This is a genomic window from Erythrobacter aurantius (assembly GCF_023823125.1).
Taxonomy (GTDB): domain Bacteria; phylum Pseudomonadota; class Alphaproteobacteria; order Sphingomonadales; family Sphingomonadaceae; genus Erythrobacter; species Erythrobacter aurantius.
Window position 1 is genome coordinate 2,500,568 of record NZ_CP090949.1, and the last position, 26,172, is coordinate 2,526,739.

Here is a 26,172-nt window from a genome sequence, read left to right on the forward strand (position 1 = left end):
TTTATCGGCATGGGGCGCAGCGAATTCAGGAGTTACGCCGCAATGTCCGACATCAAGAAGGTCGTCCTCGCCTATTCAGGCGGTCTCGATACCAGCGTCATCGCCAAATGGCTCAGCGTCGAGCGCGGGCTGGAGGTTGTCACCTTCACCGCAGACCTTGGCCAGGGCGAGGAAATCGAACCGGCGCGCGACAAGGCACGCGCGATGGGGATTCCGGACAAGCACATCTTTATCGAAGACCTGCGCGAGGAATTCGTGCGTGACTTCGTCTTTCCGATGATGCGCGCGAATGCTCGCTACGAAGGCGACTATCTGCTCGGCACCTCGATTGCCCGCCCGCTGATTTCCAAGCGTCTGGTGGAAATCGCGCATGAAACCGGAGCCGATGCGATCGCGCACGGTGCAACCGGCAAGGGTAACGATCAGGTTCGCTTCGAATTGTCGGCCTATGCGCTTGATCCGAACATCAAGGTGATCGCCCCGTGGCGCGAATGGGACCTGACTTCGCGCACCGCGTTGATCGCATGGGCCGAAGCCCACCAGATCAAGGTGCCGACCGACAAGCGCGGCGAAAGCCCGTTCTCGACCGACGCGAACCTCCTTCACACCTCATCCGAAGGTAAGGTGCTTGAAGATCCGTGGGAGGAGACACCCGACTATGTCTACTCGCGCACCGATCACCCCGAAAATGCACCGGACACTCCCGAATACATTGAGATCGGCTTTGAACGTGGTGATGGCGTATCGCTTAATGGCGAGGCGATGTCTCCGGCCACCCTGCTCACGGCCCTCAACGATCTGGGGCGCAAGCACGGGATCGGCCGGCTCGATCTGGTCGAGAACCGCTTCGTCGGCATGAAGTCGCGCGGGATGTACGAAACGCCCGGCGGCGAGATCTACGCCCGTGCTCATCGCGGCATCGAACAGATCACGCTCGATCGCGGCGCAGCGCATCTCAAGGACGAGCTGATGCCGAAGTATGCGGAACTGATCTACAACGGTTTCTGGTTCGCACCCGAACGCGAAATGCTGCAGGCCGCCATCGACCTGAGTCAGGAAAAGGTGACCGGTACGGTCCGCCTGAAGCTGTACAAGGGGCTGGCCAGCGTCGTGGGACGCAAGAGCCCGAATTCCCTCTATTCGGAAGCGCATGTGACGTTTGAGGATGACGCTGGCGCCTACGACCAGAAGGATGCCGAGGGCTTCATCAAGCTCAACGCCCTGCGGCTGCGGTTGCTGGCGCAGCGCAACCGGTAGGGCGACTCGGACGGGACCGAAGGGGTTCTTCCCGCGCGCCTCGACACCTCGTTTCAGTCGAACGCAAGATTCGAAAAGCGTCGTTTTTCGCATTTTCCAGCGGCCTGAGCGGCTCTCGCAAGCTGGTTCCCGACAGTATGTATCAAATGCGATGAACCGTTGAGTTGTCCACCGATCTCCACAGGAGATAGTGTCAAAAGTGGAAAACTCACGCCTGGAAACCTTGCCGGAATGGCGATTCGGGCGCAGTCTCAAACTGTCTTCGGAACAAGAAAGCCCGAAAGAAAAGATCCGCAAGGAACTGATCTAAAAGGGATTTCGAGTTTCAAAGATGCGGTGGCGACTGTCCACGCGCTGTCTGAGAGACGGTTTGCAAAGGGTTTCAGCCAAAAGCAAGTCGGCTTGGTTGAGGAGAGTGCGAACGACGTCACCGGTATCGGCCACGATACCGGCTGGAGATAGCTGTAGGAAAGGGCTTTCGAGTCTGGAACTGGAGCGTTTGACTCCCCAGTCACAGGGTCGCGGTCTCGGCTTTGCCAAGGGGCAGGCAACGCGAAGAGAGGGTTTCGGCCCGAACAGAGCGAACCCGTCACGAAGCATGGTCGGATGCCGGTGCGAGCGCCGGTGACGAACCGCGAAGCAAGGCGGTGCAAGAAAGCGCGAGCTGGAAAGCACAACCGGACGCGGCATAGACACCGGGCGCCAAGTGCGCAGACGGATACAGGAAGACTGGTTTGCCAGTTGGAATGTGAACCGCAGATGCCCACGCGCTGGTGAGAGTGGGGTCGGCAGAAATGCCGGCCCCATTTGCTTTATTGGGACTCAGCGTCAAGTCGTAGCCTTCGCGCAATCTGCGCTGGCAGCTCTTGCGAGCGCCGGTTGAAAGCTCATCGGTTCACCGCATTCCCGGCTCGCTTCGCGCCGCAACGCCCCCTTCTTGCGCCGGTACGACCTTGGTCGATTTGCCCTTTGACCACTTGAACCTGTATGGGCGCCATCGGATGGGAAGCTCTGTACGCCTTTCACCTGTGCCTACGCACCGGCCGCGCGCCACACGCATCGCATTGCGAGTGGGCATGGCTTTGTGCCTGTTCGGCGCTCCCCTTGCCGCTTCCACCGCGCAGCCTTCGGACTCCACCGATCTCGCGGCAGAGCCGTATGAGACGATGCCATTCGCCGCCGAGTTCGAAGGCGCTGTCGAACCGCTCGGCAACGATCTCTCCGCGTTCGATCCCGTGGTGCCTTCCACCGCCGTGGACCTCGACAGCTTCGAGCCGCCGGTTGAGGACGCCACCGTCGCAAGCAGCCTCGGCACCGGCATCGCCTCCTACTACGGGCGCAGGTTCCACGGACGCCGCACCGCAAGTGGCGAGCCGTTCGACATGCACGGCTTCACCGCTGCGCACCGCACCCTGCCCTTTGGCAGCCTCGTCCGGGTCACCAACCCGCGCAATGGCCGCTCCGTCACCGTGCGCATCAACGACCGCGGGCCCTTCGTGCGCGGGCGCACCATCGACGTCAGCCGCGCCGCCGCAGAGGAGCTCGGCATGATCGCGCGCGGGCACGCTTCGGTCGAGCTGGAGCTGCTAGCTCCCTAACTGCCCCCGGATCGCCCCGGCCGGATAGGCTGCGGTGTGGACGTTGACGTAGTAGCGTTCCTCGTGCCGCGCCATGTCAGCCAGCAGTTCCGCCTCGACCTCGAGACACACCTCGTCCCGGTCCGCGCCCTCGAACTCCAGCACCACCACCGGCGGGCCGTTCTCGCCATCCTTGCCCTTGTGGATGTGCGCCGCCGTCACCTCGTCGAGGCCGTACACCTCGAGGTAGTAGCACAGCGTCCCGCGGGCCATGTCGATCTCTCCGGTGAAGTCGCCGCCGGCATCCTTGCCCGCGCCTTCGTGACCGATCTCGTTCTCGCCGAACAGCGATGCCCCCAGCGAGTGCACTTCGTCATCGGCCTGCGCCGGAGCCACCGCCATGCCGAGCGCCCCGACGCCGACGAGCGCGAGGCCAAAGGCGTTCATCGGTTTCCCAATAGCCGTCTTCCAGTTCATGATCCCTCTCCCCTTGAGGAACGCGCAGCATATCCCCCTCTGCCGAGTCGTTGAAGCCCGTTTCGCAAAGGCTCTCCACAAGCTCGTCAAACCCGGTCACCAGCCACCATTCGGCCACCTCCGCTTCAAAGGCAGCCAGCTGCGCCGCCTCGATCGCGCCCGAATCCGCGCCCACCCCCTCGCGCGCCAGATCGTAGGGCGTGGGCGCATCCTCGGGCCGCGCCGCATCCATCCGGTCAAGCCGGTTGCCGAGCCACTGACAATCCGCCTCGGTCAGATCGGCATCAGGATCGGCGCATTGCCCGCCGCATTCGGCACACGGAGTGGGCGTTTCTGTCTGCCCTACCGCTTCGCTACTTGAGGGCGGTTTCCTACAGGATGGAACGGATGGAACACTGTCCTGGGGTTTGTTTTCCGGCCCTTGCGCAGCGCCCTCACCACCGCAGACAGCACCCGCAGCAGGGGCCGCGCGCTCCAGCACTTCCGCCAGGTCCGCGCCTTCGTCCAGCGCCGCAATCGCATCGTCGAGCAGCGGCAGCAGCGCGGAGACATCCTCGCGCGCCTCCATCCGGTCAAGCCGGGCAAGATGCGCCAGCAGCAGCCTGTCGGAATACCGCCGCCGCCGCGCGATTTCCTCGCCGTGGTAGAACACCGGCTCCTCCACCCCGTTGATCGCGCGATCCGCCAGCGTCGCCTCCGCATGGGCACGCGCCGCCACCAGCGCCGCATCCCACAATTGCGCGAACAGCGCAGAGCGCCGCCGCACCCGGTACGCCGTTTGCGCCGAGACACCCGCCGCCCGGCACGCAAGCCGGACATTGCCGAACAGTTGCAGCGATTTGAGGAACGCCCCTTGCGCATTGGGGCCAAGGATCGAATGCCCCTCCCCATGCGGCCCGGCCAGCGGCTGAACCGGCGGATAGGAGTTGGCGTGCGCCGCATCTTCGAGCGCGAAGTCGAAATAGGCGATCATACCGCACCTCCCTTGAAAGGCAGCGCCGCGCTACGCCCCGGCAGCGCCGCGCTACTCCTCGTCATCCCCGCGCCCCCCCTCGTCATCCCCGCGCAGGCGGGGATCCAGCTGGACTCCCGCCTGCGCGGGAGTGACGACGGGAGGGAGAAGGAAACAGGACGGAAGATCAGGGGAGTATCGGGACAATTCATGGTTCACCCTTTTTGATTGCAGTGAACCGGCCCAATTATACGAAACCCGCCGAGTAGGAAAATCGGGAAGAAAAGACCCACCCCCCAACCGCTGGCGCTGCGCCCAATGGCGCGTAAGCCAAGCGAGCGGACGCGAACGCCGGCGCCTGAGGCGCTACAAACACATGAGCCGGGGTATGTATGGCAGGATGGGGGGCGAAAGAAATATAGACGCAACTAACAAAGGTTGATGGCTACTTCACAAAATTTCATGCGATCACTAAAATCATGGTCAAATTATCATCGGATCGGACAATTTGAGGTGACGTGCTCCCCTGAAATGTGACCGCTTTTTGGTAGAGTCTGACGCAAGGAGTCGGACGATATGAAGCGAAGCAGGTTCAACGAAGAGCAGATCATTGCGATCTTGAAGGAGCAGGAAGCGGGCATGGCGACGACTGAGGTCTGCCGCCGCCACGGGATCAGCTCGGCGACGTTCTACAAGTGGAAGTCTAAGTTCGGCGGGCTCGAGGTGTCCGAGGCCCGGCGGCTGCGATCGCTCGAGGAGGAGAACTCGCGGCTGAAGAAGCTGCTGGCCGAGGCGATGTTGGACAACGCGGTGCTGAAGGATCTGGCATCAAAAAAATGGTAACGCCCGGCGCCAAGCGGGAAGCCGTCGCCTATGCCCGGGAGCATCACGGGGTGAGCGAGCGTCGGGCGTGTGCACTGGTTGGTGTGAGCCGCAGGGTAATCCGTTACGAGCCTACAAGGCCAGATGACGGGGCGCTGCGGCAACGGCTGCGCGAGCTGGCGGCGGAACGCCGCCGGTTCGGCTATCGCCGCCTGGGCTACCTTCTGGCGCGGGAAGGCATCAGGCCCAACCACAAGAAGCTGCTGCGCATCTACCGGGAGGAGGGGCTGCGCGTGCGTCGCCGTGGCGGCCGGAAAAGGGCCTTGGGCACGCGCAGGCCGATGGTGCTGCCGGACGGCCCGAACCAGCGTTGGTCGCTCGACTTCGTCTCCGACAGCCTGATCTGCGGTCGGCGCTTCCGTATCCTGTGCGTGGTCGATGACTACACGCGCGAGTGCCTGGCGCTGGTGGCCGATACGTCGCTGTCGGGTGCTCGGGTAGCGCGGGAACTGACCAGCCTTATCGGCATCCGGGGAAAGCCGCATACGGTGGTCAGCGACAATGGCACCGAACTGACCTCGTCGGCCATCCTGCGCTGGTCGCAGGAGCGCAGGGTCGAGTGGCACTACATCGCACCGGGAAAGCCAATGCAGAACGGCTTCGTGGAGAGCTTCAATGGCCGCCTGCGCGACGAATGCCTCAACGAGACGCTGTTCACCTCGCTGGCCCATGCCCGGTTCGTGCTGGCCGCCTGGCGACACGATTACAACACGGTCAGGCCACACTCGAAACTGGGCGGGAAGACCCCCGCCGAGATCGCCGGCCAACGTGTCTGGGGGCATGCCCCCAGACACGTTGCCATCCCATCAAACAACCATCATGAAGGAGCCAGACTCTACCTCTGACTGGTAACAATCAGGGGAGCACGTCATAGGCCTTCATGCAATTCAATGAATATCAAGAATCAGCTCGCGAGACTGATCAGTTTAGTGGACCAGACAATCAAAAAATCACTCATCATCTCCTGAATCTTACTGAAACTGTATCGTACCTTTCACGCCTTTTAGAACAGGAACTGCGAGGCGAGCCATTGCGTGAACCTCATCGAACAAACCTAATTTCTCGAAAGCTAGGAGATGCTCTTTGGTATATTTCAATAATTGCCTCTCGAAATAATCTCACCCTAGACGAAGTAGCTACGAATAATATCGTTATTACGCAAAAACGTTGGAATAAGTCGCGTGATATGAAAGGTAAATCATTTGATCAATTCTATCCACGAATTGAGAGACTGCCACAAAAAATCAGAATTGCATTTGTTGCAGATTCTAACGACCAAGATCGCATAATCCTATGTGTAAAGTTAGATGGTGGAGATTGGATGCAAATTGGCGACCGTGTCGATGACAATGCGGCAACCAGTGACGGCTACCGGTTCCATGATGTCTTCCACCTTTCACACGTAGCTTTCCTCGGGTGGTCTCCAGTCTTCCGGGGCCTCATGAAGAGAAAACGCAAAAGCAACCCTGATTGTGACCGAATACAAGATGGCGCACGAGCAATGAATCTTGAAGAGGCAGCAACAGCGCTAATTTTCAGTTACGCCAAGGAACAGGCTTTTTTTGAAGGCGCTAAATCAATTGATTTTAACTTATTGAAGACTGTTGTAAGAATTACCGATGGCCTCGAAGTTTCACAGAGATCCTATGAGGATTGGGAGAAAAGTATCTTATTTGGATACCAGCCTTTCCGAGACTTGCAGAAGCACGGCGAAGGAGTTGTGATTATGGACCGCACCAAGAAGGCTGCCGATCGTCTAGTTTTCACCGCCATTGACGATCAAATAAGAAAAGAGATTGGTGTTGATGTCAAAAACTGAGGATTCTCTGGCATTATTTTCCGAATGCAAGTCTTATAGATACCTTCTTTCTCGTAATATAGGCATAGGACCCACAGTATCTATATTGATGGCGAATCCCTCAATTGCTGATGACGAGAACGATGACCCAACTATACGTCGGTGCATGTCGCTGGCAAAAAATCAGGGCTGGGGGAAGATTTTGATTATAAATAAATTTGCCTATATTAGTTCAGATATATCTGTACTTTCTGCAGTGCGCGATCCAGTTGGCGAATATAACGATCAATATATTACTGAAGCTCTCGAAGCTTCTGATAAGTGCGTCTTTGCATGGGGGACGCTTGCAAAATTCAAGACAGCGACCTTGAAGGAACGCTGGAAAGATATCCATAAGATCGCTAGAAACTTGAATATTGCTCCACTTTGTTGGGGTGCCAATAAAGATGGCCACCCTAAGCATCCCCTCTTCATTTCGGGTCAGAGCCCTGTGGTTCCTTGGTTGCCGCCGGTGAATGGGTAAGGCATTCAGAACCGGTTTGAATTTTTGCCTCTTTCTGCCCAGCCCACCTCCACCATCCCCCACCCTCACCGCTCCAACAACGGCGCCAGATACCGCCCCGTAAACGACCGCTCCACCTTCACCACTTCCTCCGGCGTACCCTCGGCGACAATCTCCCCGCCCCTGACACCGCCTCCCGGGCCGAGGTCGACGATGTGATCTGCCGTCTTGATGACATCCAGATTGTGCTCAATGACGATGACGGAATTGCCCTGCTCCACCAGCCGGTGCAGCACTTCCAATAGTTTGCGCACATCTTCGAAATGCAGGCCCGTGGTCGGTTCGTCGAGGATGTAGAGCGTCTGCCCGGTCGATCGCTTGGACAGCTCCTTCGCCAGCTTCACCCGCTGCGCCTCTCCGCCCGATAGCGTCGTCGCCTGCTGGCCGACCTTGACATAGCCGAGGCCCACTTCGTTCAGCATCCGCATCTTGTCACGGATCGGGGGGACGGCCTTGAAGAACTCCTCCGCGTCCTCGATCGTCATGTCGAGCACGTCGGCGATGGAGTGGCCCTTGAACTTCACCTCCAGCGTTTCGCGGTTGTAGCGTTTGCCGCCGCATTCCTCGCAGGTGACATAGACATCGGGGAGGAAGTGCATCTCAATCTTGATCAGGCCGTCGCCGGTGCATTGTTCGCACCGCCCGCCCTTGACGTTGAAGGAGAAGCGACCCGGCTTGTACCCGCGCGCCTGGGCTTCGGGCAGGCCGGCGAACCAGTCGCGGATCTGGGTGAAGGCGCCGGTGTAGGTCGCCGGGTTGGAGCGCGGGGTGCGGCCGATGGGCGACTGGTCGATCTCGATCACCTTGTCGCAATATTCGAGGCCTTCGATCGCGTCATGCTTGCCTGCGATCACCCGTGCGCCGTTCAATGTGCGGGCCGCGGCGGCATACAGCGTGTCGATGGTGAAGGACGATTTGCCGCTGCCGCTGACCCCGGTGATGCAGGTGAATGTGCCGAGCGGGATCGAGGCGGTGACATGTTTGAGATTGTTCGCCGCCGCGCCCTTCACCGTCAGATGGTGGCCGTTGCCCTTGCGGCGGGTGGCGGGCACCTCGATCTTGCGGCGCCCGGTGAGGTAATCGGCGGTGAGCGAGCCCTTGGCCTTGAGGATCTGCTTCAGCGTCCCTTGCGCCACCACCTCACCCCCGCGCACGCCCGCACCCGGGCCGAGATCGACGATATGATCGGCGCTGCGGATCGCGTCCTCGTCGTGCTCGACGACGATCACCGTGTTGCCGAGATCGCGCAGGCGCTTGAGCGTCTCCAGCAGCCGGTCATTGTCGCGCTGGTGCAGGCCGATGCTGGGTTCGTCGAGGACGTAGAGCACGCCCGAAAGCCCGCTGCCGATCTGGCTGGCAAGGCGGATGCGCTGGCTTTCCCCGCCGGACAGCGTGCCCGATGTGCGGTCAAGGTTGAGGTAATCAAGGCCCACGTTGTCGAGGAAGCCCAATCGCTCGTTGATCTCTTTCAGGATGGCGCGGGCGATCTGCGATTGCTGCTCGGTCAGCTGATCGTCTAGCCGCAAGAACCACGCCTTCGCATCGGCGACGCTCATCTTCACCGGCTGCGCGATGTCGACCCCGGCAACCTTCACCGCCAGCGCTTTCTCGTTCAGCCGCTTACCGCCGCAAGTCTCGCACGCCTGCGCGGTCTGGAACTTCGAAAGCTCCTCCTGCATCCAAGCGCTTTCGGTCTGCATCATCCGGCGGTTGAGATTGCCGATCACGCCTTCGAACGGCTTGTTGACGGTGTATTCCTTGCGCCCGTCCTTGAACGTCAGCGGCACCGGCATGCCGCCCGTGCCGTGGAGGATTATAAGCTTCTGATCCGGCTCCAGATCACGCCACGGCGTCGTCAGGTCGAAATCATAGGCCCGTGCGAGGCTGGCGAGCACCTGCATGTAATAGGGCGAAGGCGGGTTCGATTTCGCCCAGGGCACCACCGCCCCCTGCTTGAGGCTCAAGGCCTCGTTCGGGACGACCAGTTGCGGGTCGAACAACTGCTTTTCGCCGATCCCGTCACAGGTCGGACACGCCCCCTGCGGCGAGTTGAAGGAGAACAGGCGCGGCTCGATCTCCTCGATCGTGAAGCCGGAAACAGGGCAGGCGAATTTCTCGGAAAAGACGATACGGTTGGCAGGCAGCCCCGCGCCCTTCATCGCTCCACCTGACGCTTCTTCGCCCTCGCGCCCCGGCACCACGCCATCGGCCAGATCGATATAGGCCAGCCCTTCAGCCAGCTTCAGCGCGGTTTCGAAGGAATCCGCCAGCCGCGTCTGCAGGCCGTCCTTCACCGCGATCCGGTCAACCACCACTTCGATATCGTGCTTGAATTTCTTGTCGAGCGCGGGGGCTTCCTCGATCGGATAGAATTCCCCGTCGATCCGCACACGGGTAAAGCCCGCCTTCTGCCATTCGGCCAGCTCGCGGCGGTATTCACCCTTGCGGCCGCGTACCACCGGGGCGAGCAGGTAAGCCCGCGTGCCTTCGGGCAGGTCCATCACCCGGTCGACCATCTGCGACACCGTCTGCGCGCTGATCGGCTCCCCCGTGGCGGGGGAATAAGGCACGCCCACCCGCGCCCACAACAGGCGCATGTAGTCGTAAATCTCCGTCACCGTCGCCACGGTCGAACGCGGGTTCTTCGACGTGGTCTTCTGCTCGATACTGATCGCAGGGCTGAGACCGTCGATATGCTCGACATCGGGCTTCTGCATCATTTCGAGGAACTGGCGCGCATAGGCCGAAAGGCTTTCGACATAGCGGCGCTGCCCTTCGGCATAGATCGTGTCGAACGCCAGCGAAGACTTCCCGCTGCCCGAAAGCCCCGTGACCACGATCAGCGCATCGCGCGGCAGATCGATATCGATACCCTTGAGGTTGTGTTCCCGCGCACCGCGGACGGAGATCTTTGTCAGCATAGAGGCAGTCTGTTCCGGAAATGTTCGCAAGTGTAAAGAGGCGCAATGGCGAACGTTCGGTGTGATCCACGGATTGCCCGCTGTGCATTGCGTTTACAATGCGTGAGAAGAAGGTTGGTTGCTGTGCTGGATCTATCCGCCGTCAAAGAAGCTTAGGATACGAGCGATAATTTCTCCATCGGGAAGCCTGCCTCGCAACAAGTTCCATATGCTGACAGCACGTTCACCAAGAGAAACTACACTTTCAATGTTCTTGGCTCCATCGCCAGCCCTTTTCAGCGCCCCTCCCATCCTTCGCACGACATTACGACTCGTCTCACTTGCCGCGATCCGTGCTGGATCGTCATCTGGTGCATTGGGAGAAACCTGCGCATTGCTCGCCTCGATAATCTCTTGCGCAAGCTTCGTGGTTTGTCCCGACGCGCGAAATGCCGAAGCAATGAGATCCAGCACTTCGCGAGTTAGCGGCTCCCCGGTCTGACCAAACTTACCGTGCCAAAGTTCTGCAAGCTTGGGGCTGAACTCAGCCATCATCTTCAACGCTTCGACTAGCGGCAGATATGCGTCGCGCTGCGTCTCCGAGAGTTGGGGATTCATACTCTCGCCACTCTCCCTTTCAGCGACCTGTCTTATCACTTCCCGCGCGCGCAGAATAAACAGGCGTGGTCGCAAATCTTCGACCGTCTCCCCGACCGACTCCCTTAGCAAATCGGTCGGCTCCGCCATGTCCTTTGCGTTTGTATCACCGGCTGTAGCCAGAGCCGCATTGTCAATCAGGCGGAGAATTTCGCTATGATTGTCCCGCTCGTCGTCATCTCCTTGAAGTCCATTCGGAAGAAGCTCCTGGTCAAGATCCGAACGCCCCTCATCATCGATAGTAAAAGTAAAAGCACGAGGGTTTTGCTCAAGCTCGTCTTCTGAAGGCAAGAATGGTCTGCGCAATGCCTCGACCATTGCTTGAATATCGGCATTTACAATAGACGGCTCGCGACCCCACCAATCGTTATCAAATTCTGATAACTGTTTGTAAAAACTCCTCTCCGCCACATCATCGAAATTTGCAAATGAATGAGAAAGCCCATCAAGCTGGCGGTTACCCCATTCAGACCAAATTCCTGCATTGCAATTGTTCCGTAAGTAGCTTGAGGTTTTTTGCCAGTTCACTTCGTCTGGACTCTTTGGCCAATGGCTTCGTAGCGGGGAATTCAATATCCTATCTGCGGTTGAACCTCGGTCCGCTGAAAAGAAATCCCCTTCAACATCATCCCAAAATTGAACAATCGCCTCCCCCTTATAATCTGGGTATGCAATAAAATCTCCAGCCATTTGCACTGCATGCGCAGCATGAACCGCTGCATTCATTCTTATATTTCTAGATGAATTTGAGCTATCGTTCGAATTTTGAATAGAGAAAGCATTTAAAGCATGAGAGACGGCAGTAGCCAAATGATCAATTGGAGTGTTATTGCTAATACTCATTATTTCATTAAGGTGTTGACGTTCTATATCTTGATCGAGTCGACCCTTTGCAACTACGAGAACCAACGCGCGCAGGCCAACCATTAGAAGCCTCTGGTCTAAGGGATTAGCACCCCACCTGCCCGATGTAGATAAGAACGGAATTGTTCGTAATGTGGCTCGAAGCGCGATGACTTTCGAAAATTGAGTCGACTTCTCGGCCATACGAGACTCGAGAATTTTCGCCCGCGACAGAATATCTTCCATATTTGCCGTATCGAACTGGAGCCGCCAAAACACAAGCTTCCGGTTTACCCTGTTTGCGAGCATTCCTTTCAACTCTCGGGCGGCAGGCTGTCAGGGAATAAAGCCCTGCGGTTCGCGTTGTGGGGTTGAAAGGAGCCTTTGATGTCGCACAACTGTTCCCCCTTTTCCCACGTTGCCCCGCGCGCCGGCTTTGTCGCCGCGCTGGCGCTTGCCAGCCTTGTCATTCCCGCATTGCCCTTTGCCGCCGCCCCCGCTTTTGCCTGCAATCCCGAAGAGTGCCGCGGACTCAGCGCGGAAGAACTGGCGCGTGACCGGGCGGAAATCCGTCGCCTCAATCGCGAACAATTACGTTACGTCCGCTCGCGCGATGCCGAATATGCGCGCGGATGGGAGGCGCGGCGCGCCCATGCGCAGGCCCTGGCCGATCACGAACAGGCCCGCGCCGAATACGAACGCCGGATGGAGCAATGGCGCGAAGCCGTTCGCCGCTGCGAAGCGGGCGAATACCGCTATTGCGCGGGGTGATCGAGGGCCGAAATAGGCGCACTGAACCCCTGGAAATGCCCTTCCTACAAATTTTTTCACCCTCGTAATCCGCAGAATTCCGGGATTTTCCAAAGGGCTACAGAAAAAATGAAGGCGCAATTCTACGGTATTTTCCCGATACAGGGGTTCTCTTTGCAGGTCTTCCGCTTCAGCCCTTCGGGTCGCACCTTTGGGCAGTCGGTTGACTGACAGAGGAAGGGCTCGGTGCCCCTAGCGCCGCGCCGGGTTAGATCGCGCTTCTGGGGACACCCAAGGTGGACGTTGCACCTGTCAGCCCTGGGTCAGCGTCACCAGCGCGTTCTGACCCGGTTGGCCTAACCACTGGCTATCGACGCCCCAGACCTGCTTGATCACCTGCGACGACAGAGCTGTTTGCGGCGCCCCGTCCGCAGCCGTGGTTCCGCGATCCAGAACGAGCACCCGATCCGCATGGTTCATCGCGAGCGCGAGATCGTGCAGCACGATCACCACCCCAGCGCCTGTGCTGGCGCAGTCTCGCAGATGGCCGCAAAGGGCCAGCTGGTGTGCAAGGTCGAGCGCGGCGAGCGGTTCGTCCGCGAGGATCCAGCGCGGTTCCCCCGCCAGCACGCGGGCCAGCAGCACCCGCGCGCGCTCTCCGCCGGAAAGCGTGCTGACCGGGCGATGGCGCAGCGTCTCCAGCGAAAGCGCGGCGAGCGCGGCGTCGACCGGCTCCTTGCGATCATCGCGATGCGGCATCCGGCCCAGTGCCACCAGCGTCTCCACCGCCACGTCCCATGCGATATCGGCCCCTTGCGGCAGGTAACCGATCGCCTTGGCCCGCGTGACCGGATCGAGAGTGGCGAGCGGCGCAAGGTCCAGCGTCACCTGCCCAGATAGCGGCGCGATCAGGCCTGCGAGCGCGAGCAGCAGCGAGGACTTGCCCGCTCCATTGGGGCCGACGATGGCGGTGATTTGTCCGGGGGCAAGCGCGGCGCTGATCCCGTCGAGCACCCTTGCTCCGCCGCGCTCCAGCGCCAGCTGTTCGGCCGCAATGCTCACAGCGTTCCCCTCCGCATCCGGATCAGCAGCCACAGGAAGAACGGCGCACCGATCAGCGACAGCGCAATGCCCAGCCGCAGTTCGGTGACGAAGGGCAGGGTGCGCACCGCGCTGTCCGCCGCCAGCACAAGGCACGCACCCGCCAGCGCACTGGGCAGCAACAGCGAAGACGGCATCCGGTTGGTCATCGGGCGGACGAGATGCGGGACGATCAGGCCAACAAAGCCGATGATCCCCGCCACCGCCACGCCGGCTCCGACTGTCAGGCCCACTCCGGCGACGAGCAGCAACAGCAGCCGCTGCGGGTCCATGCCGAGCGATCGCGCCGCTGCTTCGCCAAGAGTCAGCGCGTCAAGCCCGCGCGCGGCGAGCAGCAGCACCCCGATCCCCGCGAGCGTGAGCGGTGCGGCGATCCATACCTCTGCCCATGAACGATCGGTCAATGCGCCGTTGAGCCACATGACGATCTGCGACAGGGCAAAGGCGCTGGGTGCCATGGTGATCGCCAGAGCGGTGAGCGCGCCTGCAAGGCTCGCGATCATCAACCCGGCCAGCGTGAACAGCGCGATGCCTCCCCCCGCGCCTGCGGGGGTGCGCCCTGCGATCAGCGCGAGAAGCGCCATGGCGAGACCCGCGCCTGCCAAAGCCGCCATTGGCAGCGCCCATGTCGCCCCGATCCAGAAGCTTGCAACCGCGCCCAATGCCGCCATCGGCGCGATGCCGAACAGCCCCGGATCGGCCAACGGATTGCGCAGATATCCCTGCATTGCCGCCCCCGCCGCGCCAAGACCTGCGCCCACGACTATCGCCAGCACCGCCCGTGGCAGTCGCAGTTCCATCAGGATCAGCGCGGCGTTGTCCGGCCCTGCATCGCCGAACGGGGAAATCCATACCCTCCCCGCCAGCAGTGACAGCGGCACCAGCACCGCCAACAGCGCGGCGAATGTCAGCGTGGCGCGGTTCATGGCCGCAGCCCCGCACGGATTTCATCCAGTCGTTGTCCCAGCGCGATCACGCTGGGGCCGCCGCAGAACAGCAGGCGGGGATCGACCGGCTCCACCCGCGTCTGCTCAAGTCGGGCAAGCAACGGGTGGCCCTGCCCCGCGCTGTCTCCCGCGACCAGCAGCAGCTCAGGCGGATCGGCCAGCACGGTCTCCAGCGCAACATGATCAGCCTGACCCAGACCCATTGCCGCGGCGTGGCTTTGAAACCCGCGTGATTGCAGCATTTCGGCGACCAGCGTCGCTTCGCCCGCGACGATCTCTCCCGGCTGCCACAGGAGCGTCGAAACCGGGCGCGTCTTTGCCTCGCCGCCCGCCCGCGCCGCTTCGATCCGCTGCACCAGCGCCTCTCCCTCGGGCTCGCGCCGCACGGCCTGAGCGAGCGCGCGCACTTGCTCAACGCTTTCGACGGTGCTTGTGGGGCTGCCGAAGGTTTCGACCCGAAGCCCCGCCCGCTCCAGCGCGTCGCGCGTGGCAGGCACGATGAAAATCGAGGCAAGCACCAGATCGGGCGAAAGCGCGATCACCTCCTCCGCCGTGCCTCCGGTGAAGCCAAAACTTCGCGCCACGCCCTGCGGGATAGAGCTTGCAGCGGGATCACGGCTGTAATGCGACAACGCCAGCACCTGAGACGGATCGGCGATTTCGACGATTATTGCATCAAGGCACGGGTTGAGGCTGACGATGGTCGGGCCAGAGGGCAAGAGTTCCTCACCACCACGCATATCCGGCGCAGTCGGCGCGCAAGCCGCCAGCGTCAGCGCACAACCTGCCACTCCTGATCTGATCCCGCGCCATCCCATATCCGCCCGCAGCGATAGGCGGCACGCTGCAAGCCTGCAAGCGGGCGCGTGGCCCGACTTGTTAACCGGTTTGATCAAGCTGTTTGCTTTCGGGACAGCGGGTGTCAGGCCGCTCGCTTGCGCCCCCCTTCCCCGCTACGCGCCAAAGCGCGCCATGAACCCGCTCCGCCATCTTCTTGCCCGCAAGGCTCCAGATACCTCGCGCAGGAACGAACTGCGCGACGACGGCGCACGCACCCTGCGCAAGCGGATCGCGGTGTTGCTGGCGATCATCACCGTCCCCGCCATGGCTACACCCGGCGATTTCGGCGAACTGCCGGGCGATGCGCCGACAGAGGCGGAACTGGTCAGCGCCCGCCTCGCCGCGCAAATGGCCGACAATCCGCCAATGGATTTCGAACGTCCGGGGATGAGCTTCCCCGGTTCGGCATTCTACTTCCTCGCCGATCCGCCCTCCACCGGTTCGCTGATCGCTTTGCCGACAACCGATGCCCGCGATCCCGGAGCGGAAGCAGGCCGCGAACTCGGCGAGATCATCGATGTCGGCCCCGCAGCCCGCCCCTTCTTCAGCGGTGCCGGCCTTGGCCATGATCGCGCTCTCGAATGTCTGGCGCAGGCCGTATGGTATGAAGCCGCCAGCGAAAGCGAAGCCGGCCAGCGCGCCGTCGCGCAGGTCGTGCTCAACCGGGTTGCTCATCCCAATTGGCCGGGCAGCGTCTGCGGGGTGGTGTATCAGGGTTCGGAACGCTCAACCGGGTGCCAGTTCACCTTCACCTGCGACGGGAGCCTTTCGCGCAAGGCACGCGGCGCAAGCTGGGACCGCGCCCGGCGGATCGCCAGCGAGGCCTTGTCAGGCAGCGTCTACGCCCCAGTGGGCCATGCGACCCATTACCACACGCTCTGGGTCAATCCCTATTGGGCCGCGACACTTGATCATGTCGGCACTATCGGCGCGCACCGTTTCTATCGCAATCGCGGCGCGGCAGGAGAGAAAGGCGCGTTCACCACACGCTATGCCGGGTTCGAACCGGGCGTGAGCGGACGCGTGACCCCGCCGCCTGCGGGAGACGCGCCAAGGCTGCAGTATTCTACCGAAGTGACAGCCGGTCCTTTGCCCACGCCGGTGTCTTCGTCCGCACCATCGCGCCAAGCGGCACCCGCGCCCGAGCCGATTCTGGCCGATCCCGCCTATTCCGCCGTCGGCCAGGTGCGACAGGATTACTCGCGGGCAGGCCAGTGGAAAACCGACGCGGCGCGCGCCGCGCTCGCCAATGAAGAACGCCGGCTTGCAACCGAACGCGCCAACGAAGGTGCAATGGCTCAGCCCCGCTAGATCGAGCCGTGACATATTCACGGTTAACGCGCTCTCAACCGTGAAGTGACACCAAGCCTTAGCGGGCCCGCCCCTATTGCACCGCTTATTGCTTGAACACCCGCGCACTGCCCGCCTTTGTGGTCTGACATGACGACATCGGGGCAACGCCATGAACGGATACGCAAGGCCCATGCCCATCCATTTCGCTGCTGCTAAAGTTCCCGGGCGTTCTCCGGCTTGCGCCCCGATTGCCCGGGCGATGGTGGCCCGCGCGATGGAACGCGTGGCCAATGACAACGGGGATGGATCGGCCAGCCAGGCGGCGAACGACCAGATCCTGCGCGCTGCCCTGCGGCATTTTGCCCAGCACGGCCTTGGCGCCGCACGCGAGGCCCGGGCCAAAGCCGAAGAGGCATTCTTTGCCGGGGATCGCCAAGGGTATCAGTGGTGGCTGGGAATCACCCGCACACTGGATCGCAGGCTGGCACGGCAGGCGGAAATGCTTTCGCCCAACCTCCCGGTCGATCGCGCGCAGCCGTAAACCATAACCGTCGCACGGCCTGTGCGGGTCAGACAGCCGCACCCCAGATTGCGCGTTAACCTGTATTTGACCACTTTGATCTAACCGGGTCATTGTATGGGAGTGACCCGTTTCCTGAATGCGCTCCTCCACCCCGCAAGGCCGGGGCTGGAGCAAGGGCGTGAACAGCCATCGCGCGAACGCTCGGACCAGCTGTCCGAGCGTGTTCGTCGCATGCTCGTCACCACTCTCTATGCCCAACCTTCCAGCCTCGCGATCGGGGCTTTGGCGACAGTTTCGGCTGCCGGCGTTTCTGCCTGGATCGCCGGCCTGCCGGAGCTATGGGTTGCGGCGGTCATTCTTGGCATGATCGCGGTGGCGCGTGTCGTCGCGGCGCTCGGCCTTTCCCCCGATAGCGAAGGCAACAGCACCGCCACGCTCGAAATGGTCTATGAAGTCGGCGCTTTCAGCTATGCGCTGGCGCTGGGCTGCACCGCGGCCTTCACCATTCTGGTGGGCACCAACGCCGAAGTCGTGGTGCTGATGGTTGCCAATGCTCTAGGCTATGGCATCGGCGTTTCGGCGCGCAACGCCGGACGCCTGACAATCGCCATCGGGCAACTTGCCCTGTCCTGTGTGCCGATCGCGCTTGCCTGTTTCTGGGTCGGCAGCATCGGTTTCATCGCGCTGGGCTTCACTATCCTGCTGCTGATCCCGGCGATGATTTCCATCGCGACCAACATCTTCAAGGTTCTGCGCGATTCGATCGCGGCTGCGGAAACCAGCAAGAAACTGGCTGACAAGATGCAGATTCTTGCCCGAACCGATGTCGTGACGGGCCTTGCCAACCGCGCCGGTCTCAATCACGCGATGGTCGAAACCATGATGGCGGTCGAAGACGACACCTGCCTCGCGCTCTTCTGGATCGACCTCGACCGTTTCAAGGAAGTCAACGACCTGCTCGGCCACCCGGTTGGCGACAGGGTGCTGAACGAAGTGGCAAAACGGCTGCGCAGCGTTTCACCCGAAGGCGCGACGGTCGCCCGTTTCGGCGGCGATGAATTCATCGTTTTCTGCCCCATCACAGGGCGCAAGGACGCAGAGCGGCTTGCGAGCGAAGTTCACGCTGAAATCATGCGCCCGCTCCGTATCGACGGCGAGCGGCTGGAAGTGCGCGCTTCGCTGGGTGTGGCGATGCTGCCCGAACATGGACGCGATGCCGACACGCTGATGCAGAGCGCGGACCTTGCGCTGTATCACGCCAAGGTCGGCGGGCGTTCGCAAACCTGCTTCTACGACAGTGCGATGAGCCGCGATCTGGTGCGCCGCCGCGAGATCGAGGACGAATTGCGCTCTGCCCTGCAACGCGACGAACTGTCGATCTTCTTCCAGCCGATCGTCGATCTGGAGACCGGGCGGATCAAGACCTTCGAGGCGCTGGTACGCTGGTTCCACCCGGAAAAAGGCGAATTGCGCCCCGACGAATTCATTCCGGTGGCAGAGGAAACCGGCGTGATCGTGACGCTGGGCAACTGGATCACCGCGCAGGCCGCACGCGTTGCGGCAAGCTGGCCCGAAGAAGTGACCCTGGCGGTGAACCTCTCGCCGCTGCAGATCCGCGCTCCGGGCGCGGCGCTGGGTATCAAGAATGCCTTGCGCGAAGCAGGGCTCGATCCGCGCCGGTTGGAGCTGGAAGTCACCGAAAGCCTGTTCATCGAGGACAACCACGCCACCGCGTCGTTTATCGAGGAACTGTCGGAGATCGGCGTGCGCTTTGCCCTCGACGATTTCGGCACGGGCTATTCCTCGCTCGGTTACATCAACAAGTTCCCCTTCTCGAAGATCAAGGTCGATCGCAGCTTCGTCTCCGGCACGCAGGTCGGGCGCAAGAGCGACGCGATCATCCGTGCCGTCGCCGAAATGGGCAACACGCTCGGCATGGATATCGTCGCCGAAGGGCTGGAAACGATCGAGCAGGTGCAGGCGGTGAAGGATGCCGGGTGCAATCTTGGCCAGGGGTATTACTTCAGCCGCGCCGTGCCCGACTACCTTGCCGCGATGCTGCTGGCGCAGGAACGCGAACAGGAAGGCCGCAAGGCGCTGGGCTGACATTCGCAGGCATCGCGCCTGTCCCTCTCTCACAACAGCAATGGCATGGACGCTAGAGCCGCCGCAGGACAGGTATAACCTGAGGCTTATTGCTCTTGCAAACTATTTGCAAAAATAGTTGAGAAATGCGACCTTTTGATGGTTGCAATCCCCCTTTCACCCGCCTACCCCGCCGCCAGATGCGGGTGCCCGGCGAGTGGGACGAATGCCGGGGAAACGCCCCTATGGTCTGTTTTCGTCCCGTATTTCCCTGGGAGGGATAACACCTATGGCCCGCAAGAAAATTGCCCTCATCGGCGCCGGCATGATCGGCGGCACGCTCGCCCACCTCGCCGCGAAGAAGGAAATGGGCGATATCGTCCTGTTCGACATCGCCGAAGGTATGCCTCAGGGCAAGGCGCTGGACCTCAGCCAGTGCGGCCCGATCGAAGGGTTCGACGCCAACATCAAAGGCACCAATGATTACGCCGATATCGCGGGCGCAGACGTGGTGATCGTCACTGCCGGCGTTCCGCGCAAGCCTGGCATGAGCCGCGACGACCTGCTCGGCATCAACCTCAAGGTGATGAAAGCCGTCGGCGAAGGCATCAAGAACAACTGCCCCGACGCATTCGTGATCTGCATCACCAACCCGCTGGACGCGATGGTGTGGGCGCTGCGCGAATTTTCCGGCCTGCCGCACAACAAGGTGGTCGGCATGGCAGGCGTGCTCGACAGCGCGCGCTTTGCGACCTTCCTCGCGTGGGAATTCGGCTGCTCGGTCAAGGACGTGAACGCATTCGTCCTCGGCGGCCACGGCGACACCATGGTGCCTGTCACCAGCTACACCACGATCAACGGCATTCCGGTGAACGATTACGCCAAGATCAAGGGCGTTCCCGCAGAGCGCATCAACGAGATCGTCAAGCGCACCCGCGCAGGCGGCGGCGAGATCGTCCAGTTGCTCGGCAATGGCTCGGCCTATTACGCCCCCGCCACCAGCGCGATTGCCATGGCCGAAGCCTATCTGGGCGACCAGAAGCGCATCCTGCCCTGCGCCAGCTACGTTGAAGGCAAGTACGGCCTCGACGGGCTGTATGTCGGCGTGCCCACCGTGATTGGCGCGAACGGCTGCGAAGACGTGGTCGAAATCGAACTGAGCGACGAAGAAAGGGCCAACCTCAAGGTCTCGACCGACGCGGTCGAAGAACTGCTCGAGGCATGCAAGGGTCTGGATAGCAGCCTTGCTTAAGCAAGCCTCTGCGGCGCTTGCGATTGCGGTTCTCGCCGCGGCTCCGGCCGCGGCGCAACTGCGTGAAGCGCCCCTGCCCCAAATCTTCGAGAGCTATAACGATTGCTTTGCAGCAACCGAAAGCGGAGCGATTGATGTCGCTTCGCTGACGTCGCTTGGCTGGGCTCGTGCCACCATGTCAGACGGCGACGGCAACCCCATCGAAGGCGGGCCAATCATCTTCGGTCATGCGGAACGCAGCCCGATCATCATCCTCAGCGCCTTGGAAGGCAACGGGGTTTGCATGGTCAATGCTCGCATTGAATCCTTCGACGTCATGAAGCAGTTCACCGACGCGTTTGGCGGCAGGCTGCCTGCCCCGGATGACGAAGGAAAAATCACCTTTCGGGCGCAAGGGCACATCGTTCAAATTGCACCAGCTGGAACAATGGAAAAACCAAGCCTGCGCCTAGTCGTAGGGACGAAAGCGGAGACAAACTGAATGTCGATCCTGATTAACAAAGACACCAAGGTCATCACCCAGGGGATGACCGGCAATACCGGCACTTTCCACACGCAGCAGGCGCTCGATTACGGGACGCAGATGGTGGCGGGTGTGACGCCGGGCAAAGGCGGAACCGAGCATATCGGCCTGCCGCAGTATGACACCGTGCGCGAAGCCAAGGCTGCGACCGGCGCGACCGCTTCGTGCATCTACGTACCCCCGCCCTTTGCCGCTGATGCCATTTGCGAGGCTATTGATGCCGAGATGGAATTGATCATCTGCATCACCGAGGGCATTCCGGTGCTCGACATGGTTCGCGCCAAGGCGGCGCTGAAGGGCTCGAAATCGCGCCTGATCGGCCCGAACTGCCCCGGCGTGCTGACCCCGAACGAATGCAAGATCGGCATCATGCCGGGTTCGATCTTCAAGAAGGGCAGCGTCGGCGTCGTCTCGCGCTCGGGCACGCTTACTTATGAAGCCGTGCACCAGACCACCATGGTGGGCCTTGGTCAGACCACCGCTGTCGGCATCGGCGGCGACCCTGTGAACGGCACCAACTTCATCGACGTGCTCGACCTGTTCCTCGACGATCCGGAAACCGAGAGCATCATCATGATCGGCGAAATCGGCGGCAGCGCCGAAGAAGAAGCCGCCGAATTCATCAAACAGGAAGCCGCCAAGGGCCGCAGGAAGCCGATGGTTGGCTTCATCGCCGGTCGCACCGCGCCTCCGGGCCGCCGCATGGGCCACGCTGGCGCGATCGTCAGCGGCGGACAGGGCGGCGCAGAAGACAAGATCGCAGCGATGGAAGCTGCCGGCATCCGCGTTTCGCCCTCGCCTTCGGAACTCGGCACCACGCTTGCCGATCTGCTGAAGGAAATGGCGTAACCCCTCCCTCCCCAGGAGAACCCACATGGGTAAAGAACAGCACGATTTCATTCCGCAGATGACCGACCAGGAAGGGCCGCAACCCGGCCCGTCCTGGGGCAATCCCGCATGGCTTGATACCGTATCCGAGGCCGGAGCCGATCTGACTGGGGCAATGGACCCCACTCAGATGCTGCTCGATGCCAAGGAAGCGGTTGCCAAGGCGGCGAAGGCCGCGGGCAAGCCGACCGATCCCAAGGCGATCGAGAACGCGGCCAGCCTGTCGATCGCGGCGATGACGCTGGTGCGGCTTTACCGTGTGCGCGGCCATCTGGCCGCCGATCTCGATCCGCTGGGCCTGTCGACCAAGCGCAGCGAACCGCAAGACCTCTCGCTCGCTTTCCACGGCCTTGCCGGGAAGGAGAACGAGGAAGTCTATGTCGGCGGCGTGCTGGGCATGGAATGGACCACGGTGGGCGCACTCTATAATCGCCTGCGCGAAGTGTATTGCGGCAAGGTCGGCCTAGAATACATGCACATCGCCGACACCGAGGAACGCCGTTTCCTGCAGGACAAGTTCGAAAGCCCCGGCGATACGATCCACTTCACCCCCGAAGGCAAAAAGGCGATCCTCGCCGCCGTCCTGCGCGGGGAGCAGTACGAGGAATTCTTGGGCCGCAAATATGTCGGAACCAAGCGTTTCGGCCTCGATGGCGGGGAATCGATGATCCCGGCGCTGGAGGCCGTGATCAAGCATGGCGGCAGCGCTGGCGTGCGCGAAATCATCTACGGCATGGCGCACCGTGGCCGTCTGAACGTTCTCGCGAACGTGATGGCCAAGCCGTACAAGGTGATCTTCCACGAATTTTCGGGCGGCACCGCCAACCCGGAGGACGTGGGTGGTTCGGGCGACGTGAAATATCACCTCGGGACCTCAACCGATCGCGAATTCGACGGGATCAGCGTGCACATGTCGCTCACCCCCAACCCGTCGCACCTCGAAACGGTGAACCCGGTGGTGTTAGGCAAGGCGCGCGCGCAGCAGGCGATCCGCGACGATCTCGACAACAAGAAGCAGGTTCTGCCTGTCCTGATCCACGGCGATGCCGCATTCGCGGGTCAAGGCGTGGTGTGGGAAAGCCTCTCGCTGTCGGGCGTGCCCGGCTATGACACGGGCGGTTGCATCCACTTCATCATCAACAACCAGATCGGCTTTACCACCTCGCCCAAATTCTCGCGCGGGTCGCCTTACCCGTCCGACGTGGCGAAGGGCGTGATGGCGCCGATCCTGCACGTCAACGGCGACGATCCCGAAGCGGTGACTTTCGCGTGCAAGCTGGCGGTCGAATACCGCCAGACCTTCCACCGCGATGTCGTGATCGACATGTGGTGCTATCGCCGCTTTGGCCACAACGAAGGCGACGAACCCAAGTTCACCCAGCCGCTGATGTACGAGATGATCGGCAAGCACCCCAAGGTGAGCCGCGTCTACGAACAGCGGCTGATCGCAGAAGGCGTGATTGAGGAAGGCCACCGGGATCAGGTCACGGCGGAATTCGTCGCCATGCTCGAAGAAGAATTCGAGGCGGCCAAGAGCTATTCCGCCAATCAGGCCGACTGGTTCGGCGGGCGCTGGTCGGGCTTCAACAAGCCGGCGGACGATGAAACCGCGCGTCGCAATATCGAAACCGCGATCGAACCCAAGATGTTCGACCGCATCGGTACGGTGCTGACGACGGTTCCCGACAGTGTCGACATCCACAAGACGCTGGGCCGCGTTCTCAAGGCCAAGGCCGACATGTTCGAAACCGGCGAAGGCTTCGACTGGGCGACGGCAGAGGCGCTGGCGTTCGGCAGCCTCGTGATGGAAGGCTACGGCGTACGCCTGTCGGGACAAGACAGCGGACGCGGAACTTTCTCGCAGCGGCATGCCGTGTGGGTCGATCAGAAGACCGAGGAGAAGTACATTCCCCTCACCACCCTGCCGCACGGCAAGTTCGAGGTCTATGACAGCACCCTGTCCGAATACGGTGTGCTCGGCTTTGAATACGGGTTTGCAATGGCGGACCCGAAATCGCTGGTGCTGTGGGAAGCGCAATTCGGCGACTTCGCCAATGGCGCGCAGATCATGATCGATCAGTACATCGCGGCAGCCGAGGCCAAGTGGCTGCGCGCAAACGGGCTCGTGATGCTGCTGCCGCACGGATATGAAGGCCAGGGCCCGGAACACTCCTCCGCCCGGCTCGAACGGTTCCTGCAACTGTGCGCGAACGACAATATCCAGGTCTGCAACATCACCACTCCGGCGAATTACTTCCATGTGCTGCGCCGCCAGATGCTGCGTAATTTCCGCAAGCCGTTGGTGATCATGACGCCGAAATCGCTGCTGCGTCACCCGCTGGCAAAGAGCACGCGCGAGGACTTCCTCGGCGAAAGCCAGTTCAAGCGCATCCTGTCGGACATCACCGAAGTGGCGGATGACAAGGTCAAGCGGCTCGTGCTGTGTTCGGGCAAGGTCTATTACGACTTGCACGAAAAGCGCGAGGAAGAAGGGCTGAAAGACGTTTCGATCGTGCGGATCGAACAGCTTTATCCCTTCCCCGGCGATCCGCTGGCCTTGCGGCTTTCGCGGATGACCAATCTTGAAACGGTCGTCTGGTGTCAGGAAGAACCGAAGAACAACGGCTCGTGGTTCTTCGTCCAGAACCAGATCGAGGACGCATTGACCGCTGCGGGGCATGACGGCAAGCGCCCGGTCTATGCCGGACGCGATGCCGCCGCATCGCCCGCCACGGGCCTCGCCAAACGTCATGCGGAGCAGCAGGCGAAACTCGTCGCCGACGCGCTCGGTCTCACCAAGTAAACGAATTCAGCAAAGCTGAGGAAATACGAAAATGGCCACTGAAATCACTGTCCCGGCACTGGGTGAATCGGTCACCGAAGGCTCGATCGGCGAATGGCTGAAGCAGCCGGGCGACGCGGTCGCCGTCGACGAACCGATCTGCAGCCTCGAAACCGACAAGGTCGCTGTCGATGTGCCCTCGCCCGTCGCCGGGATCCTGTCCGAACACCGCTTTGCCGTGGGTGACACGGTGGAAGTCGGCGCGGTGATCGCGGTGATCGAGGAAGGCGCGAGCGCGTCTGCCGCTGCGAAATCGGACACGCCTGCTCCCGCTCCTGCCCCGGCACCTGCTGCCGCCAAGGAAGCCGTCGGCGATGCCGCCGTCACCATGTCGCCTGCGGTGCGCCGCGCGGTGCTGGAACACGGGGTTGATCCCTCCACCATCAAGGGCACCGGCAAGGATGGCCGCTTGACCAAGGAAGACGTGCTGGCCGCAGCCAAGGCCAAGAGCGCGCCCGCGCCCACCCCTGCCCCTGCACCCGCAGCACCAGCCGCTCCGGCTGCGACCACGGGTGAACGCCGCGAAGAGCGGGTGAAGATGACGCGGATGCGCCAGACCATCGCCAAGCGGCTGAAGGGCGCGCAGGAAAATGCAGCGCTGCTGACCACTTTCAACGATGTCGACATGTCGGCGGTGATCGAGGCGCGCAACAAGTACAAGGACCTGTTCGCCAAGAAGCATGACATCCGGCTCGGCTTCATGGGTTTCTTCGTCAAGGCGGCCTGCCTCGCGCTGAAGGACGTGCCCGCCGTCAACGCATACATCGACGGTGACGAGATCGTGTACCACGACTACGTCGATATCTCGGTGGCCGTCAGCGCGCCCAACGGCCTCGTCGTTCCGGTGATCTGCGATTGCCAGGACAAGGGCTTTGCCCGGATCGAGAAAGACATCGCCGATTTTGGCAAGCGCGCCAAGGAAGGCACGCTGACCATGGCCGACATGCAGGGCGGCACCTTCACCATCTCGAACGGCGGCGTGTTCGGATCGCTGATGTCGACTCCGATCATCAACCCGCCGCAGTCGGCGGTGCTGGGCCTGCACCGGATCGAAGACCGCCCGGTCGTGGTCGACGGCCAGATCGTGATCCGCCCGATGATGTACATCGCCCTGTCCTACGACCACCGCCTGATCGACGGGCGCGAGGCGGTGACCGCGCTCAAGATCATCAAGGAAGCGATCGAAGATCCGACCCGGATGCTGATCGACCTGTAAGGTCAAA

The 26,172-nt window shown here is 61.5% G+C and carries 21 protein-coding genes; 14 read left to right on the forward strand and 7 right to left on the reverse strand.

The genetic code is table 11. The features are described from left to right. The first annotated feature begins 42 nt into the window (after window positions 1–42). Window positions 43–1,257, forward strand: a complete 1,215-nt coding sequence (locus L1K66_RS11965; protein ID WP_252258083.1) for an argininosuccinate synthase — start codon at window positions 43–45, stop codon at window positions 1,255–1,257. 1,076 nt (window positions 1,258–2,333) lie between these two features. Further along, the gene (locus L1K66_RS11970; RefSeq protein WP_084155694.1) at window positions 2,334–2,855 is read left to right on the forward strand and encodes a septal ring lytic transglycosylase RlpA family protein; all 522 of its coding nucleotides are present in this window, start codon (window positions 2,334–2,336) and stop codon (window positions 2,853–2,855) included. Here the strand turns inward: L1K66_RS11970 and L1K66_RS11975 are convergent. Together L1K66_RS11975 and L1K66_RS11980 are read right to left on the reverse strand one after the other, a co-directional pair. Then, the gene (locus L1K66_RS11975) at window positions 2,844–3,281 is read right to left on the reverse strand and encodes a CHRD domain-containing protein (RefSeq protein ID WP_252258084.1); all 438 of its coding nucleotides are present in this window, start codon (window positions 3,279–3,281) and stop codon (window positions 2,844–2,846) included. The two genes, L1K66_RS11970 and L1K66_RS11975, sit on opposite strands and share 12 nt — an antisense overlap. Beyond that, the gene (locus tag L1K66_RS11980) at window positions 3,208–4,284 is read right to left on the reverse strand and encodes a hypothetical protein (RefSeq protein WP_252258085.1); all 1,077 of its coding nucleotides are present in this window, start codon (window positions 4,282–4,284) and stop codon (window positions 3,208–3,210) included. The genes L1K66_RS11975 and L1K66_RS11980 overlap by 74 nt, the downstream gene beginning before the upstream one ends. Window positions 4,285–4,839: 555 nt before the next feature. Here L1K66_RS11980 and L1K66_RS11985 point away from each other — a divergent pair. The 3 genes from L1K66_RS11985 to L1K66_RS11995 all read left to right on the forward strand — a co-directional run bounded on the left by L1K66_RS11985 (window position 4,840) and on the right by L1K66_RS11995 (window position 7,466). Beyond that, a protein-coding gene (locus L1K66_RS11985) for an IS3 family transposase (protein WP_252258086.1) occupies window positions 4,840–5,990 on the forward strand; the annotation gives its coding sequence in 2 pieces (ribosomal slippage) (window positions 4,840–5,092 and window positions 5,092–5,990; 1,152 coding nt in all). A gap of 35 nt (window positions 5,991–6,025) precedes the next feature. Beyond that, window positions 6,026–6,964: a hypothetical protein gene (locus tag L1K66_RS11990; RefSeq protein ID WP_252258087.1), complete on the forward strand. Its 939-nt coding sequence runs from the start codon at window positions 6,026–6,028 to the stop codon at window positions 6,962–6,964. Next, on the forward strand, window positions 6,951–7,466 hold the full coding sequence (locus tag L1K66_RS11995) for a DUF1643 domain-containing protein (protein WP_256471453.1): 516 nt from the start codon (window positions 6,951–6,953) through the stop codon (window positions 7,464–7,466). Before L1K66_RS11990 ends, L1K66_RS11995 begins: the two co-directional genes overlap by 14 nt. A 65-nt stretch (window positions 7,467–7,531) precedes the next feature. Here L1K66_RS11995 and uvrA read toward each other — a convergent pair whose 3' ends face one another. Both uvrA and L1K66_RS12005 read right to left on the reverse strand, forming a co-directional pair. Beyond that, window positions 7,532–10,426, reverse strand: coding sequence for an excinuclease ABC subunit UvrA (gene uvrA, locus L1K66_RS12000; protein WP_252258088.1), 2,895 nt, complete (start codon window positions 10,424–10,426; stop codon window positions 7,532–7,534). 132 nt (window positions 10,427–10,558) lie between these two features. After that, a complete protein-coding gene (locus L1K66_RS12005) occupies window positions 10,559–12,151 on the reverse strand; it encodes a hypothetical protein (protein WP_252258089.1) in 1,593 nt (530 codons plus the stop codon). Window positions 12,152–12,292: 141 nt separating this feature from the next. Between L1K66_RS12005 and L1K66_RS12010 the strand changes: the two genes are divergently transcribed. Continuing rightward, complete coding sequence (locus L1K66_RS12010) at window positions 12,293–12,676, forward strand: guided entry of tail-anchored proteins factor 1 (RefSeq protein WP_252258090.1); 384 nt, start codon at window positions 12,293–12,295, stop codon at window positions 12,674–12,676. 291 nt (window positions 12,677–12,967) lie between these two features. On the opposite strand, the gene L1K66_RS12015 is transcribed toward L1K66_RS12010, so the two are convergent. Genes L1K66_RS12015 through L1K66_RS12025 form a run of 3 tightly spaced genes read right to left on the reverse strand, consistent with a single transcriptional unit; the run spans window position 12,968 to window position 15,494 of the window. Next, window positions 12,968–13,717: an ABC transporter ATP-binding protein gene (locus tag L1K66_RS12015; protein ID WP_252258091.1), complete on the reverse strand. Its 750-nt coding sequence runs from the start codon at window positions 13,715–13,717 to the stop codon at window positions 12,968–12,970. Beyond that, window positions 13,714–14,682: a FecCD family ABC transporter permease gene (locus L1K66_RS12020; protein WP_252258092.1), complete on the reverse strand. Its 969-nt coding sequence runs from the start codon at window positions 14,680–14,682 to the stop codon at window positions 13,714–13,716. The genes L1K66_RS12015 and L1K66_RS12020 overlap by 4 nt, the downstream gene beginning before the upstream one ends. Further along, window positions 14,679–15,494, reverse strand: a complete 816-nt coding sequence (locus L1K66_RS12025; protein WP_252258093.1) for an ABC transporter substrate-binding protein — start codon at window positions 15,492–15,494, stop codon at window positions 14,679–14,681. The genes L1K66_RS12020 and L1K66_RS12025 overlap by 4 nt, the downstream gene beginning before the upstream one ends. Window positions 15,495–15,675: 181 nt before the next feature. Between L1K66_RS12025 and L1K66_RS12030 the strand changes: the two genes are divergently transcribed. The 8 genes from L1K66_RS12030 to odhB all read left to right on the forward strand — a co-directional run bounded on the left by L1K66_RS12030 (window position 15,676) and on the right by odhB (window position 26,165). Continuing rightward, window positions 15,676–16,854: a cell wall hydrolase gene (locus L1K66_RS12030; protein WP_252258094.1), complete on the forward strand. Its 1,179-nt coding sequence runs from the start codon at window positions 15,676–15,678 to the stop codon at window positions 16,852–16,854. A 172-nt stretch (window positions 16,855–17,026) separates the two neighbouring features. Continuing rightward, the gene (locus L1K66_RS12035) at window positions 17,027–17,377 is read left to right on the forward strand and encodes a hypothetical protein (protein ID WP_034954421.1); all 351 of its coding nucleotides are present in this window, start codon (window positions 17,027–17,029) and stop codon (window positions 17,375–17,377) included. A 96-nt stretch (window positions 17,378–17,473) separates the two neighbouring features. Further along, window positions 17,474–19,465, forward strand: a complete 1,992-nt coding sequence (locus L1K66_RS12040; protein ID WP_252258095.1) for a putative bifunctional diguanylate cyclase/phosphodiesterase — start codon at window positions 17,474–17,476, stop codon at window positions 19,463–19,465. Window positions 19,466–19,733: 268 nt separating this feature from the next. Then, window positions 19,734–20,696: a malate dehydrogenase gene (gene mdh, locus L1K66_RS12045; RefSeq protein ID WP_252258096.1), complete on the forward strand. Its 963-nt coding sequence runs from the start codon at window positions 19,734–19,736 to the stop codon at window positions 20,694–20,696. Next, window positions 20,689–21,177 carry a hypothetical protein gene (locus L1K66_RS12050; protein WP_252258097.1) on the forward strand — a complete coding sequence of 163 codons (489 nt, stop codon included), beginning with the start codon at window positions 20,689–20,691 and terminating at the stop codon, window positions 21,175–21,177. The genes mdh and L1K66_RS12050 overlap by 8 nt, the downstream gene beginning before the upstream one ends. Beyond that, window positions 21,178–22,068 (forward strand): succinate--CoA ligase subunit alpha, encoded by an 891-nt coding sequence (gene sucD / locus L1K66_RS12055; RefSeq protein ID WP_252258098.1) that lies wholly within the window; start codon window positions 21,178–21,180, stop codon window positions 22,066–22,068. It begins immediately after the preceding gene. A gap of 25 nt (window positions 22,069–22,093) precedes the next feature. After that, entirely contained in the window at window positions 22,094–24,910 is a 2,817-nt protein-coding gene (locus L1K66_RS12060; RefSeq protein ID WP_252258099.1) for a 2-oxoglutarate dehydrogenase E1 component, read from the forward strand. A 31-nt stretch (window positions 24,911–24,941) separates the two neighbouring features. Next, window positions 24,942–26,165 (forward strand): 2-oxoglutarate dehydrogenase complex dihydrolipoyllysine-residue succinyltransferase, encoded by a 1,224-nt coding sequence (gene odhB / locus L1K66_RS12065; RefSeq protein WP_252258100.1) that lies wholly within the window; start codon window positions 24,942–24,944, stop codon window positions 26,163–26,165. Window positions 26,166–26,172 lie beyond the last annotated feature (7 nt).

Excerpts from the sequence above, each read along its gene's own strand:
- L1K66_RS11965 (WP_252258083.1), top strand. The coding sequence starts at position 43 with ATGTCCGACATCAAGAAGGTCGTCCTCGCCTATTCAGGCGGTCTCGAT.
- L1K66_RS11970 (WP_084155694.1), top strand. The coding sequence starts at position 2,334 with ATGGCTTTGTGCCTGTTCGGCGCTCCCCTTGCCGCTTCCACCGCGCAG.
- L1K66_RS11975 (WP_252258084.1), bottom strand. The coding sequence starts at position 3,281 with ATGAACGCCTTTGGCCTCGCGCTCGTCGGCGTCGGGGCGCTCGGCATG.
- L1K66_RS11980 (WP_252258085.1), bottom strand. The coding sequence starts at position 4,284 with ATGATCGCCTATTTCGACTTCGCGCTCGAAGATGCGGCGCACGCCAAC.
- L1K66_RS11990 (WP_252258087.1), top strand. The coding sequence starts at position 6,026 with ATGCAATTCAATGAATATCAAGAATCAGCTCGCGAGACTGATCAGTTT.
- L1K66_RS11995 (WP_256471453.1), top strand. The coding sequence starts at position 6,951 with ATGTCAAAAACTGAGGATTCTCTGGCATTATTTTCCGAATGCAAGTCT.
- uvrA (WP_252258088.1), bottom strand. The coding sequence starts at position 10,426 with ATGCTGACAAAGATCTCCGTCCGCGGTGCGCGGGAACACAACCTCAAG.
- L1K66_RS12005 (WP_252258089.1), bottom strand. The coding sequence starts at position 12,151 with ATGGAAGATATTCTGTCGCGGGCGAAAATTCTCGAGTCTCGTATGGCC.
- L1K66_RS12010 (WP_252258090.1), top strand. The coding sequence starts at position 12,293 with ATGTCGCACAACTGTTCCCCCTTTTCCCACGTTGCCCCGCGCGCCGGC.
- L1K66_RS12020 (WP_252258092.1), bottom strand. The coding sequence starts at position 14,682 with ATGAACCGCGCCACGCTGACATTCGCCGCGCTGTTGGCGGTGCTGGTG.
- L1K66_RS12030 (WP_252258094.1), top strand. The coding sequence starts at position 15,676 with ATGAACCCGCTCCGCCATCTTCTTGCCCGCAAGGCTCCAGATACCTCG.
- L1K66_RS12035 (WP_034954421.1), top strand. The coding sequence starts at position 17,027 with ATGCCCATCCATTTCGCTGCTGCTAAAGTTCCCGGGCGTTCTCCGGCT.
- L1K66_RS12040 (WP_252258095.1), top strand. The coding sequence starts at position 17,474 with ATGGGAGTGACCCGTTTCCTGAATGCGCTCCTCCACCCCGCAAGGCCG.
- mdh (WP_252258096.1), top strand. The coding sequence starts at position 19,734 with ATGGCCCGCAAGAAAATTGCCCTCATCGGCGCCGGCATGATCGGCGGC.
- sucD (WP_252258098.1), top strand. The coding sequence starts at position 21,178 with ATGTCGATCCTGATTAACAAAGACACCAAGGTCATCACCCAGGGGATG.
- L1K66_RS12060 (WP_252258099.1), top strand. The coding sequence starts at position 22,094 with ATGGGTAAAGAACAGCACGATTTCATTCCGCAGATGACCGACCAGGAA.
- odhB (WP_252258100.1), top strand. The coding sequence starts at position 24,942 with ATGGCCACTGAAATCACTGTCCCGGCACTGGGTGAATCGGTCACCGAA.